Annotated in this window: 15 protein-coding genes; 2 read left to right on the top strand and 13 right to left on the bottom strand. The window is 51.4% G+C overall.

Annotation, left to right across the window (positions count from 1 at the left end):
* Positions 1-253 precede the first annotated feature (253 nt).
* Complete coding sequence (locus tag HMPREF2756_RS07680; RefSeq protein ID WP_070619983.1) at positions 254-1,489, top strand: AI-2E family transporter; 1,236 nt, start codon at positions 254-256, stop codon at positions 1,487-1,489.
* A gap of 85 nt (positions 1,490-1,574) precedes the next feature.
* Here HMPREF2756_RS07680 and HMPREF2756_RS07675 read toward each other — a convergent pair whose 3' ends face one another.
* Both HMPREF2756_RS07675 and HMPREF2756_RS07670 read right to left on the bottom strand, forming a co-directional pair.
* The gene (locus tag HMPREF2756_RS07675) at positions 1,575-2,393 is read right to left on the bottom strand and encodes an alpha/beta hydrolase (protein WP_070619980.1); all 819 of its coding nucleotides are present in this window, start codon (positions 2,391-2,393) and stop codon (positions 1,575-1,577) included.
* 66 nt (positions 2,394-2,459) lie between these two features.
* A complete protein-coding gene (locus tag HMPREF2756_RS07670; protein WP_070619978.1) occupies positions 2,460-2,786 on the bottom strand; it encodes an ATP/GTP-binding protein in 327 nt (108 codons plus the stop codon).
* Positions 2,787-2,910: 124 nt separating this feature from the next.
* Here HMPREF2756_RS07670 and nucS point away from each other — a divergent pair, with 124 nt between their 5' ends.
* Positions 2,911-3,624 carry an endonuclease NucS gene (nucS, locus tag HMPREF2756_RS07665; protein WP_070621038.1) on the top strand — a complete coding sequence of 238 codons (714 nt, stop codon included), beginning with the start codon at positions 2,911-2,913 and terminating at the stop codon, positions 3,622-3,624.
* 113 nt (positions 3,625-3,737) lie between these two features.
* Here the strand turns inward: nucS and HMPREF2756_RS07660 are convergent, their stop codons facing one another.
* From HMPREF2756_RS07660 to HMPREF2756_RS07610, 11 genes are all read right to left on the bottom strand, one after another.
* Complete coding sequence (locus tag HMPREF2756_RS07660) at positions 3,738-4,019, bottom strand: F0F1 ATP synthase subunit epsilon (RefSeq protein ID WP_070619975.1); 282 nt, start codon at positions 4,017-4,019, stop codon at positions 3,738-3,740.
* A gap of 2 nt (positions 4,020-4,021) precedes the next feature.
* Positions 4,022-5,464 (bottom strand): F0F1 ATP synthase subunit beta, encoded by a 1,443-nt coding sequence (gene atpD / locus HMPREF2756_RS07655; RefSeq protein ID WP_013398888.1) that lies wholly within the window; start codon positions 5,462-5,464, stop codon positions 4,022-4,024.
* A 55-nt stretch (positions 5,465-5,519) separates the two neighbouring features.
* Entirely contained in the window at positions 5,520-6,464 is a 945-nt protein-coding gene (locus tag HMPREF2756_RS07650; RefSeq protein ID WP_037230839.1) for a F0F1 ATP synthase subunit gamma, read from the bottom strand.
* Positions 6,465-6,543: 79 nt separating this feature from the next.
* The gene (atpA, locus tag HMPREF2756_RS07645; protein ID WP_037230835.1) at positions 6,544-8,169 is read right to left on the bottom strand and encodes a F0F1 ATP synthase subunit alpha; all 1,626 of its coding nucleotides are present in this window, start codon (positions 8,167-8,169) and stop codon (positions 6,544-6,546) included.
* A 152-nt stretch (positions 8,170-8,321) separates the two neighbouring features.
* Positions 8,322-9,137, bottom strand: a complete 816-nt coding sequence (locus HMPREF2756_RS07640; protein WP_013398886.1) for a F0F1 ATP synthase subunit delta — start codon at positions 9,135-9,137, stop codon at positions 8,322-8,324.
* The gene (locus HMPREF2756_RS07635) at positions 9,137-9,694 is read right to left on the bottom strand and encodes a F0F1 ATP synthase subunit B (RefSeq protein WP_013398885.1); all 558 of its coding nucleotides are present in this window, start codon (positions 9,692-9,694) and stop codon (positions 9,137-9,139) included. Before HMPREF2756_RS07635 ends, HMPREF2756_RS07640 begins: the two co-directional genes overlap by 1 nt.
* Positions 9,695-9,744: 50 nt before the next feature.
* Entirely contained in the window at positions 9,745-9,936 is a 192-nt protein-coding gene (gene atpE / locus HMPREF2756_RS07630; protein WP_004004436.1) for an ATP synthase F0 subunit C, read from the bottom strand.
* Positions 9,937-10,065: 129 nt separating this feature from the next.
* Positions 10,066-10,863: a F0F1 ATP synthase subunit A gene (atpB, locus tag HMPREF2756_RS07625; protein WP_004004435.1), complete on the bottom strand. Its 798-nt coding sequence runs from the start codon at positions 10,861-10,863 to the stop codon at positions 10,066-10,068.
* A 99-nt stretch (positions 10,864-10,962) separates the two neighbouring features.
* On the bottom strand, positions 10,963-11,217 hold the full coding sequence (locus HMPREF2756_RS07620; RefSeq protein WP_048751857.1) for a DUF2339 domain-containing protein: 255 nt from the start codon (positions 11,215-11,217) through the stop codon (positions 10,963-10,965).
* A 39-nt stretch (positions 11,218-11,256) separates the two neighbouring features.
* Positions 11,257-11,610: a hypothetical protein gene (locus HMPREF2756_RS07615; protein WP_239664734.1), complete on the bottom strand. Its 354-nt coding sequence runs from the start codon at positions 11,608-11,610 to the stop codon at positions 11,257-11,259.
* Positions 11,611-11,744: 134 nt separating this feature from the next.
* Complete coding sequence (locus HMPREF2756_RS07610; RefSeq protein WP_070619969.1) at positions 11,745-12,851, bottom strand: MraY family glycosyltransferase; 1,107 nt, start codon at positions 12,849-12,851, stop codon at positions 11,745-11,747.
* Between the last annotated feature and the right edge of the window lie 82 nt (positions 12,852-12,933).

Genomic DNA, 12,933 nt, shown 5'->3' with positions numbered 1-12,933 from the left:
ATCCCGCGCGACCCGCTGTTTTACAGGATTCTCGGCAATCGTTCGAGGTGCGCGAAATTTCAGATAGGCTTACTCGGTAGCTTTCTGCCTCAAGAATGTTGCGAGCGCATACAGTTTTCAGAGATGCCCGGTAGAATAGCCAGGTAAGCTTTATGAAAGGCAGACTATGTCCGATAGCTCGAATCCGCAAGCCCAGCAGACTCCTCCCCCAGTTCCCCGGGTTCCGCGGAAAAAGCCGGAGCAAGAAGAACACATGTTTGAACAGGACGGTTCCGCATCGTCTACAAAGCGCGAATCCCTGACTTCACATATTACGGGTACCATCAGCGATTTGACCGATAGCATCAGTCAGGCACGCTCACAACGCCGCAAAGCCTCTCTTCCTCCCCGTATCGCTCCAAAAGTCGATGAGGCTTCTGAACTTCATATTTATGAGAAAAGCTCACCGCTGCATAATCCTGTATCTTTCGGTTTCCTGACGACGGTTGGTGTTGGTCTGGCCCTGCTGGCTTACTACGCTTTTACCAATGTCGGCGCGCTTGTCGGCTGGGTCACTGGCGCTATCTTCATCGCGCTTGGGCTTGACCCCATTGTTCGTAAACTTGAGAGTTTCGGCGTTAAACGCGGTGCCGGTGTGGTGATTGTGGTTCTTTCCTTCGCAGCCATCATTAGCGGACTTGTGGTGTGGATTGTGCCTATTATCAGCGCACAGGCCAGCAGCTTTGTCTATCGGGCACCCGCTATTTATCAGGATTTCATCGATTCTGATACTTTCAAACGCATTGATGACGTTCTGCATGTTAACGACTGGGTTAATAACAACGTTCCAAAGTTCCTAGAGTCTCTTACATCAAGCTCTGCGGTCGGCGGATTCATGAGCAACCTAATTACTGCGGGTTCCACAATTGCGCAGATTTTGACCGGCACTATTATTGTGCTGTTCCTCTCGCTCTATTTCCTCTCATCAATGCGCACTATTAAGGCGTGGGGGTCGCGTTTGGCTCCGGCTTCCAAGCGGGAACGTGTTGAGGAACTTACCGAACGTATCACGGGTGCCGTTGGTAACTATGTGATGGGGCAGGGAGTTGTCGCTGTTCTCAACGCAACCTTTGCGCTTATCACCATGATTATCTTGGGGTTCTCATTCCCTCAACTTGTGGCTGTGTTCGTCTTGATTTTGGCCTTCATCCCATTGGTTGGCGGCGTAGCGGCGCTTGTTCTGGTGTCTCTCATTCTTCTGACGCAAGGCTGGCAAATGTCTGTCACATTCGCGATCGCCTATTTCATTTACCTGCAGATCGAGGCGTACGTAATTTCGCCGCGTATTATGTCAAAGGCTGTTTCGGTTCCCGGCGGTTTCGCTATTATCGCTGTCGCTGCAGGCGGTGCACTGTGGGGCGTCTTGGGCGCGCTTATCGCGATTCCTGTTGCCGCATCATTACTGATTCTGGTGAAGGAAGTCTTTATTCCCCGCCAAGACCATCGGTAAAACCCTTTTCTTAGAAATATAAGGATGCGCCCGCCGTTGAGAAAAGCGGCAGGCGCATCCTTCGTATAGACGGAGTAGAGACAGATTATGGTTCAGTAATCTCTTCTGCGACCGGGCCGTTGTATTCGGTAGGAAGTGTGGTCTGCTGACCCGTCACCACAGAGACAAGGGCGTTGATCACGCTGTTTACCGACTTTTCACCCACCCAAAGGTGTTTACAGTTCTCAAAAGGCACGACCTGAGTGCGGGCTATTGATTTAAAACGCTCGCGCGCTTCGGCGGGGCGTAGATAATCGTCAAACTCCGGGATAAAGGCATAGAGCGGATTTGAGATTTTATTCCATTCGTCCAGTTCAGCGGGATGCACTCGGTGCAGAGGCGGAGAAAGCAGAATAGCCCCCACAAATTCTGATGCATGTTTTGGGGCATACTTGAGCACAAGTTCTGTACCGAAAGACCACCCAATTAACCAGATATTCGGCAGCTGGCGTTCTACGGCATATTTTAAGATCGCGTCAAAATCTTTTTTCTCGGCAAATCCTCCGTCAAACACGCCCTCACTTGTACCGCGGATCGAAGAAGTACCACGGGTGTTGAACCGCAGAACCGCAATATTTGCAAGCGCTGGTAGACGGAATGAAGCCTTCTTGTACACATGCGAATCCATATATCCGCCGTGCGTTGGAAGCGGGTGAAAAGTCACGAGAGTAGCTTTAATTTCCCCTTCGGGAAGTGCCAGTTCACCCACAAGGCGTTTTCCGTCAGCAGTTGTAACCTCAAAGTTTTCACGGCGTGCAGGAAGTACTGTGCGAGATTTAATGAGAACAGGCTGATCAGATTGGGTGAAAACATACCGTGAGGGATCAAACTCTCGGAGTTTTCCAGAGGACTCTTCAGTCGCCATAGTGTCACTTTCTTCGTTCTAACAGGTCTTCGCGCCCACGATAGGTATTCCGATTTTGTAATAGTTCTAAGCGCGTCTGGTACGCCAACAATGTTGGTGCCAGTGGCGGCGCTCATCAATAGCACGAGAACGCCCCAGTGTATGGCTTTCTTGCCATACAACAAGATGCGCTGTTCTTGGCGGAATTGGACAGTTACATTCCGGGCACGTATAGGTTTTCAGAGCATTTACGGCGGGAACGTATTGCACCAGCCAATCACCAAAACGGTCACGTTCAATACGCGGCGCCGGGTCAAGAATACGAGATATATCACGTCCACCGGGTGCAGACCGCGTCCATTTGTTGGAGGTTGTGCCCGAGGAACGTTTACCGGGGTGATTCTTGCGTGCCATGCTTTCTATTCTAGCGTTCAGTCTGACTGCGCAATGCGGTTACCCATCTTTTATCCGCTATGATGCGTCAGTCAGCGGTTTCTACAGCTGGCATGTCATACTCTTCCTCGGTAGAGTAGATGGGGTGCGTATCGTTATAGCTGACTGTTCTGTTGATTACGAAGGGCGTTTGCGTGCCCATCTCCCCCGTGCTACCCGCTTACTTATGGTGAAGAATGACGGTTCTGTGCTTATCCATTCCGATGGTGGTTCCTATAAGCCGCTAAACTGGATGAGCCCGCCATGCTCTCTCCTTGTCGCAGACTATGACGAAATTCCAGAAAGCACCCGTGAAGATCTTGATACGGATGTACAGCAGTTGTGGACGGTACAAGCCGCTAAAAGTGATGACCGCCTTCTCATATGCGTGTACGAAGTTATCCATGAACACGCCCATGATTTAGGATCCGATCCCGGACTCATCAAAGACGGTGTAGAGGCCGATCTGCAGCGTCTTCTTGCAGAACAGATTGAAACACTCGGCAAGGGTTACTCTCTAGTACGCCGTGAATACCCTACGGCCATTGGGCCCGTGGATATTATGGCGAAAGATTCCAACGGTATCAGTATTGCTGTAGAGCTCAAGCGCGTGGGTGATATTGACGGGGTTGAACAGCTTACTCGGTACCTCGATCTGCTCAACCGCGACCCGCGGCTGGCACCCGTCAAGGGTGTTTTTGCTGCACAAAAGATCAAGCCCCAGGCACGGACTCTTGCCGAAGATCGCGGTATTCGCTGCATCTCTCTCGATTACGATGCGATGCGCGGTATCGACGACGCTGCAGATCGGCTTTTCTAAGCCAACATTTATGCGCTGTAGAGATCTTCGCGACTCTAAAACTCAAGTATTCGGGAAGGTAAAAGCCGGTGCAACCAACAATTGGTTGTACCGGCTTTTACCTTATTAACGGTTTACTTCTTATCCGTCGTAGGGGTAGCGATCTCGGCATGCTTTGCCGCGATCGTTACCTTATCGTTTGAGACGGTCAAGAACCCATCATGCAAACGCGTGGTGAGTTCACCACCATTGACGGGTCGAATCAGAAGTTCTCCGTCCTCCGCAAGAAGCGCACAGGTGGGGATGAGTCCGGGATAAATGCCCAAATCGCCGTTCATAGTACGTACCCGTACATAGGAGGCTTCACCAGTCCACACAACGTTTTCGCGAGAAACAACTTCAACTGTTAGTGCCATAATTACTTGGCTCCGGTCTGTGCCTTGATTTCCTCGTACTGACGCATCACGTCATCCATGCCACCGATGTTGTAGAACGCCTGCTCAGGAATATGGTCTACATCGCCATTGCAGATCATCTGGAATGATTCGATGGTATCCTTCAACGGAACAGTGGATCCTTCAACGCCAGTGAACTGCTTTGCGGTATAGGTGTTCTGTGAAAGGAATTGCTCAATGCGGCGTGCACGTGAAACAACGACCTTCTGCTCCTCAGAAAGCTCATCAACACCCAGAATCGCGATAATATCCTGAAGGTCCTTGTTTTCCTGCAGGATAGCCTTCACGCGAATAGCCGTGTCGTAATGTTCCTGCCCAATGTACTGCGGATCAAGAATACGAGAGGTCGAGGTCAACGGGTCAATTGCCGGGTACAGACCGCGCGATGCAATCTCACGCGAAAGCTCGGTAGTCGCGTCCAAGTGTGCGAAGGTTGTCGCCGGTGCAGGGTCGGTGTAATCGTCTGCAGGAACGTAGATTGCCTGCATTGAAGTAATGGAGTGACCGCGAGTCGAGGTAATGCGTTCCTGAAGCAGACCCATTTCATCCGCCAGGTTAGGTTGGTAGCCAACAGCAGAGGGCATACGGCCGAGCAAAGTCGAAACTTCAGAACCTGCCTGAGTAAAGCGGAAGATGTTATCGATAAAGAGCAGCACATCCTGGTTCTTCACATCGCGGAAGTATTCCGCCATAGTCAAGCCGGTGAGTGCCACACGCAGACGAGTTCCCGGGGGTTCATCCATCTGTCCGAAGACAAGGGCAGTATCTTTCAAAACCCCTGCTTCTTCCATCTCAACCCACAGGTCGTTACCTTCACGGGTACGCTCACCAACGCCGGTGAACACCGAGGTACCACCGAAGTTGCGCGCCACACGGGTAATCATTTCCTGAATCAGCACTGTCTTACCAACGCCAGCACCACCGAACAGACCGATCTTACCACCCTTAATGTAAGGGGTGAGCAGGTCGATAGATTTAATACCAGTCTCTAGCATCTCGGTCGATCCCTCTAGCTCTGCGAAGCCGGGAGCGGCGCGGTGAATAGGCCAGTATGCGTCAGCATCGATATCGGAGTTCGGTACATCTAGTGCGTTACCAAGAACGTTGAAGAGATGCCCCTTCACGCCATCGCCCACGGGTACAGCGATAGGAGCCCCGGTATCTAGGACAGCCTGCCCACGCACAAGACCGTCGGTCTGTTGCATAGAGATGGCACGAACAATCGAATCACCCAAATGCTGAGCAGTCTCAAAGGTGATGGTGTAGGTTTTCCCGTCGAGGGTGAGTTCAGTGGTCAGCGCATTGTAGATATCCGGCACCTGACCAGCGGGGAACTCAACGTCAACCACGGGGCCAATCACGCGGGCAATACGACCCGTCGCGCCCTGGGTGGTGGTAGTAGTCATGTTTCTCACTTACCTTGAAAAGTTGAAAGTAGATAGCTTCGAGTTAGCAGTGTTCTTAAGAGGAGGCGAGAGCGTCTGCGCCGCCCACAATCTCAGAGAGCTCCTGAGTAATCTCGGCCTGACGAGCGTTGTTCATCAGTCGAGTGTACTTCTTGATCAGAGTCTCAGCGTTATCGCCCGCAGTCTTCATCGCACGCTGACGCGACGCAAGTTCACTTGCAGCGGCTTGGAGCAGGCATGCGAAGATACGAGAAGCGATATAACGCGGTAGCAGCGCATCCAACACTTCCTGAGGAGAAGGCTCAAATTCAAAGGATGCGGGTTGCTGATAATCGGCCGAAGACAGTTCTTCGTCAGGTACGATTTCCTCGCCCAATTTAGTTGCTTCTGCCACGTGGATGGGAAGCAAACGAAGAATCTTGGTCTCTTGAGTCACCATGGACTTGAATTCGGTGTATACGATATGCAGATCGTCTACCCCGCCGTTTTCATGTCCCTTTTCGTACTCCTCCAAGAACACATCGCGAATCTCAACTGCGGTATCAATATGCGGATTATCGGTGTGTCCTTCCCAAGCACGTTCATAGGGACGTTCCCGGAATTCAAAATAAGACTTCGCTTTACGCCCCACCAAGTACAGCTGTATTTCGCGCCCCTCGCCGCGTAGCCTCTCGATAAGCTCCTCTGTTTTCTTCAGCACAGACGACGAATACGAACCTGCAAGACCGCGATCACTCGTCATCACCAAGACTGCAGAGCGCTTATGCTCATGCTTGCCGAATGTATCAGGACGATGGATCAGAGGATGCTGCACGGACTGTTGCGTTGCCAAAGCAGTCACAACGCGGGTCAATGCGTTTGCGTAAGGACCCGTGGTTTGAGCGCTCCGACGCGCCTTGTTAATACGGGAGGTCGCGATCATCTCCATCGCCTTGAAGATCTTCTGCATAGACGATGTCGAAGCAATTTTCTGTCGGTAAACCCTAATCTGGGCTCCCATAGAGCTTCCTTTCTCCTGGACATCTGCCCCGCCCATAACTCTGAAAGTTCAGAGCGGGGCTAACACCTAGGACTAATCGCTAACCGATGGTTTCCTGAGTGATGTCACGATCCTGAGCCGCTTTATGCTCCTCATGACCTGCATCAACAAGGTGACTTGTACCCTCCGAGCGGAATCCCTTCTTGAAATCTGCAACGGCAGCTTTCAAGGCATCTAGGGTTTCATCCTCAAGCTTGCCGGATGCGGCAATATCACTCAACACCGAGGTCCGGTGACGCAGATAGTCAATGAACTCTGCCTCGAAGCGGAGAACGTCAGAAACCTCAAGATCATCAAGGTAACCATTGGTACCTGCCCAGATGGAGACAACCTGCTCTTCTACCGCATACGGGGTGTACTGCGGCTGGCGAAGCAGCTCGGTAAGACGGGCGCCGCGAGTCAGCTGTGCCTTGGAAGCATCGTCGAGATCGGAGGCGAACATTGCGAACGCTTCCATAGCACGGTACTGAGCAAGGTCCAGTTTCAAAGTACCGGAGACCTTCTTCATAGCCTTGGTCTGCGCTGCACCACCCACACGAGAGACGGAAATACCAACATCAACGGCGGGGCGCTGGTTAGCGTTGAACAGATCGGACTGTAGGAAGATCTGACCGTCAGTGATAGAAATGACGTTGGTCGGGATGAAGGCAGAAACGTCATTTGCCTTGGTTTCGATAATGGGGAAACCGGTCATCGACCCTGCGCCCAACTCATCAGAGAGCTTAGCGCAACGCTCCAATAGACGAGAGTGCAGGTAGAAAACGTCACCGGGGTATGCTTCACGCCCTGGCGGACGGCGAAGCAATAGCGACACGGCGCGGTATGCTTCTGCCTGTTTTGAAAGATCATCAAAGATAATCAGGACGTGCTTTCCGCCATACATCCAGTGCTGACCAATGGCAGAACCGGTGTAGGGAGCCAAGTATTTAAAGCCTGCTGCGTCAGATGCGGGGGCAGCAACGATCGTGGTGTATTCCAACGCTCCCCTGGTTTCAAGGGTGTGTCGAACAGCAGCAATGGTGGAGGCCTTCTGTCCAACTGCCACGTAAACACAACGAACCTGCTTACTGGGGTCACCAGTTTCCCAGTTAGCCTTCTGGTTCAGAATCGTATCGACTGCAATCGCGGTTTTACCGGTCTGACGGTCACCAATAATAAGCTGACGCTGCCCTCGACCGATCGGGATCATAGCGTCAATAGCTTTCAGACCGGTCTGTAGGGGCTCATGCACAGACTTACGCTGCGTTACACCAGGTGCCTGCAGTTCAAGAGCACGGCGCCCTTCGTCCTTAATAGGACCCAGATCGTCAATAGGATTACCTAGTGGGTCGACTACACGACCGAGGTAAGCATCGCCTACCGGGACCGAAAGCACCTCACCGGTACGGTGAACTGGCTGTCCCTCTTCGATACCGGTAAAGTCGCCCAGAATAATGACGCCAATATCGCGGGTATCAAGGTTTTGCGCGAGGCCAAGGGTGCCATCCTCAAAACGAAGTAGTTCGTTCGCCATCACCGAGGGCAAACCCTCGACGCGCGCAATACCATCGGAGGCTGCTACAACGCGCCCCACTTCAACACGTTCCACGTTGCCGGGTTCGTAAGACGCTGCAAATTCGTTCAGCGCGTTACGGACATCATCGGCGTTGATGGTCAAATCGGCCATCTTATGTCCCTGCTCTCCTAATTATGGTTGCACCTCTCGGAACAACCGAAACTTGCTTCGTGGGAAGGAACAATATTCTAAAAATTTGTCTGCTTCCCAAGGTATCTTCTAAATCACCGTTGCGACGTATCGCAGAAATGTTCAGCTAATCTCTATGCTTGAAGGTCACGTTCAAGATCATCAAGACGGGTACCAACGGTTCCGTCGATAACCTCATCTCCAATCTGTACGCGCATACCGCCTAGAACAGCTGTATCTATAGATACGTCGAGTTTAAGCTGACGATTATAGATCTTGTTCAAGGTCCGGCTCAGGCGTTCAAGCTGTGCCTGCGACAGCGCTACTGCAGAAGTCACCTTTGCGATGTAACGGTTCTGTCGCGTGACGATGATTTCCACGAATTCATCAGCGAGGCGAGCGGCATGGTGACCACGGGATTCGCTACCAATTCGTTCCAAGAGAAGTACGCCTTCCGCAGTGACGGCTGGACCGCCTAATGCTACAGCGAGCTTCTTCTTTGCTTCTTTGCTTGCCAAATTGTCGGACAGCGCCGCTTGCGCTTCGGGGGTACCATCAACGTTGCGCACAAACGTCAGCAACTCGTTGGTAACCTCTTCAAGGGCATCAGCACCACCACGAGACTGAGCGGATGCGATGGATGCGAGTACCGCAGCCTTCTCAAGCGCGTCTGCAAGATCACGCTCTTGAGACCAACGCAGTGCTACCGCCGTAGTCAGCACCTTGAGTGCTTGAGAAGAAATTTTGCCGCTAAAAATAGCCTGTGCAATATTTTCTCGATCCTTCCCTTCACGCGAAGAGTCGGTCAAACCACGGCGTAAACCGCCATCGTGGTCAAGTACATCGACCACGGCGAAAAGCTCGCTAGCTAGGTTGAGTGGGTTCAACGAAGCGTTGGCTTCAAGAACCGCTTCCACCTTGCTCAGTGATTCAGTAGATACTCCTGCCATTACCGAGTTGCACCTGCGTTCTGTTGCTCGGTTTCAAGGTCAGCAAGAAAACGATCTACCACGCGGGCCGATCGCTCATCATCGTCAAGGGCTTCGCCCACAATCTTTCCTGCAAGAGTAGTCGCCAAAGTACCAACTTCATGACGAAGAGATACTGAAGCAGCTAGGCGCTCAGCCTCGATAGTCTTCTGCGCATTATCAGTAATACGCTGAGCCTCAACGGTTGCGCGTTCTCGAGCCGCTGCGATAATTGATTCGCCTTCGGTACGCGCTTCCTCGCGAATCTTCTGAGCTTCCAAACGAGCGTTTTCAAGCTGCTGGTTGTACTCTTCGCGAGCCGCTGCGGCCTCCGCCTGAGCTTTCTCAGCTTTGGCAAGACCACCCTCGATTGCTTCTTTACGGTCCTGGTAGATCTTCTCGAACGCCGGGACAACGTATTTATGAACGATGAAATAGAGAATCACGAACCCAACGACGGTGATGCCCAATTCCCAGAGATTGGGAATTAGAGGGTTAGAGCTGTGCTCTGCGCCCCCTCCTTCTGCCAGATAAGTCATTGAGGGATTTCCTGTTCTTTAGGTTGGTTCGTTAACAGCTATATCTGAGCTTAGATGATGAATGCCAGAACGAGGCCCAGAATCGCCAGAGCCTCAACCACCGCAAAACCCATGAACAGCATTGGCTGCAGGGTACGCTGGGACTCGGGCTGACGTGCAACGCTCGTCATGTAGGCAGCGAAGATTAGACCCACGCCGATGCCGCCACCAATAGCTGCGAGGCCGTAACCAATAACGTTCATGTTGATTCCTTTCAACAGTGTGTGCTTCAGTGAAAATACCGAAGTTACAGAGCTACTTATGTGTATTCGACCCGTAAAACGGGTTGCTTTCTTCGCAACTGGATAGCCAGTTACGAAAACCTATTATTTTTAATGTCCTTCGGAAACTGACCCTTGCAGGTATACCGCGAGGAGCAGTGTGAAGACATAAGCCTGGATTACCTGAATCATCAGTTCCAGGAAGTAGAGGAATAGACCCAACGCCCCAGAGGCGATACCGCCCAAAGCTGCAGCCCCGCCGACGCTCATCACTAGGAACTGAGTTAGGGATGCTGCCACCATCATTGCCATGTGACCGCCGAACATCGTAGCGAAAAGACGAAGCGCGTGGGTCACGGGACGAATAATAAGGTTCGAGAGGAACTCAATCGGCACCAAAATAACGTACACCCACCCCGGAACTCCGGAGGGCATCGTCAGATCTTTAAAAAATCCAACCAGTCCCTTGCGCTTGATACCTACGCCAACCCAGGTAAGGTAGCCGACGATAGCCAATGCATATGCACTGCCTGGGTGAGAAAAAGAAGGAAGTTGAATAAGGGGAATTGAACCGTAAAGGTTATTAATCAGAATAAAGAAGAAAGAAGTAAAGAGCAGGGGCACGAAAGGCTTGAAATGCTGTGCGCCAATCAGGTCTTTGCCAAGTGAATTACGGGTGAAGAGATAGCCTGATTCTGCAATGAACTGGGCTTTACCCGGAACCATTGCACGCTTGCGTGCAGCCATCATAAAGAATAGGGAAACGACTACGACAGACAGGATGACGAGCAGCATCTGTTTACCAAAGCCGAACCCAAGAGAATCAACCTGGAAGAAGTCAGGCAGATGCATATCGGCCGGTGTCGGCGGCGTATAGCCTTCTGCGAGTACAGACCCGTTCTCGTTCAAAGCAAGTCCTTTCTTGCCGTTAGCTGGCTACTTGCTGGTGCAAAACTATGCTCAACTAACTGGATGGAATGTGTGCAAAACCTAAAATTTTTAGGCTATTTATTTAGAGCGACTCGTATGCAGATATACCAGGTAGATGCCTCCGCAAGCACCTATCAGAACACCAACCCATACAAACCACCGGGTATTGAGGAGCCAGTCAGCTCCAAAGCCGACCAATCCCCAAAAAGCCATGCCAATAATAAGATACAAAACAGACATCACGCCGCCGGATAATCCACCGCCGGATACCAGTTCTCCTGTGGTACGGAGTTTCTTATCTCCGTCCCACCATTTCTTCTCAGAATCGGTCAAAAATTTCCCTATCTACTTCTGAGTAAGCCTTTGTGTGTGCTAAGACTCAGGATCGAAGTACAAAATCCTTGAATTCATAATGGTTACAGCCTCGACACTTAACCACAGTACCGCTCCTATGACGGCACCACCAAGCGTCCAACCGTGTTTAAGTGCCTCTGGCATAGGTACTAGTAAAAGCACCATCGCCATGAGTAACACCTTCACCACATAACTTACAAGCAAAGCCTGAGGAATCCCAATCTTTATACGGTGTGCCCCCAAAGCAGTTGCTACGCCCATGGTGAAACATATATAGACTACCAGAAACCCAACCATAAATCCCGCCGACCCGCGAATGCCCAATATGATTCCCAGAATCGGTAAACAAAGAACTAAAACCAGTGCAGACATTATGGTCTCGCGATAGGCTAAAAGCCCCCAGGAAAAGCCTTGCACCCTATTTTGCTTATTGTCTTTCTTACCTATACCATAGATAAATTTTGGGTTCCACAGAGCCCTCCGAATCGAATTTAGCCGCCGTTGTTTCACTCCTGTGAACCCTCAGACTTCTGCTCGCTCACAGAGTGCGTCTCTGCGTTCAGATCTGCAATATTCTGCTTGGAATTAGCGTGCCTCTGCTCGGCAGGCTGCAGACGCGTATCCAGTAGTTCGGGAAGTCGCAGGTATAAAACAATGACAGCTACAGCAAGGGCAAGAACGCCAACACCAGCGAAAAAGGCACCTGTTAGGAAAAGATCTGAGGCAAAGAGTACAAAAGCCCATACAATCGCAGTCGCAGAACTCACCATAATTGTTGCGCTGATATGTCCCAATCCGACGTCAGTCAGACGCTGATACACATGGGTTCGATGCGGTTTGTACCACTGCTCCCCAGCAGCCATACGACGTATAAGAGTCATCGCAGAATCTGCAAGATAAACCAGAAGCGGGGCTATCGACGCAAGGAACGGAATTCCAGCATAGAAAGCACCAACGGCAATTGTTCCAAGAGAGGCACCCAGGAAATAAGACCCAGCATCACCTAGGAAAACATTGTGACCCGTGCGTAAATTCCAAGGTAGGAAAGCCGTATAGGCACCTGCAATTGCCAGACCGCCTATCGTCATCCACGGCAAACTACTTACGCCACCCATATAGGCGTAGGCAAGCCCAGCAACCAGCCCATGGCATCCGGAGATACCGTTGATGCCGTCCATAAAGTTTGTAACGTTTATATACCCCGCAATAAAGATCCCTGCTACAGGAACCCACAGCAATGATGCCTCTTGAATAATAGCGAGAGAAAGCGCAATACCGAGTCCTATAACAAGCTGCATCCCGGCACGCTTGGCAACGCTGACTCCGTAGACATCTTCGGTCCATCCCAAAAGCAAAGCAAGACCGCCGCCTGCCAAAAAAGTTAACGAGATGGGGAGATTTACAGTCCACCCCATGAGGGTAGCGACCGCGAAGCTCAAACAGGTAGCATTAGCGGTTGCCAGCCCCATGCCCCGGTACGTCGGAATCGTATGCGAGGAACGCTCATTGGGTATATCAACCATATTTAGCGCGTGCAACAGGGGGCGTACCGCAAAAGGCAGAAGCGCTCCCAACACAAACGCTAGTATAAGCACCAGAGATGCCTGGTTCATGTCTCTCCTCTAGACGGTAAAACCTCGTAACAGGGTGTAATTTGGGATTCTACTTCCCCGCTGCTGGTTCTACAAGACGAAT

Source organism: Rothia sp. HMSC067H10, from assembly GCF_001810635.1.
Lineage (GTDB): Bacteria > Actinomycetota > Actinomycetes > Actinomycetales > Micrococcaceae > Rothia > Rothia dentocariosa.
The sequence above is the reverse complement of the archived record's forward strand: the minus strand, read 5'-3'. Positions and strand labels throughout refer to the sequence as shown.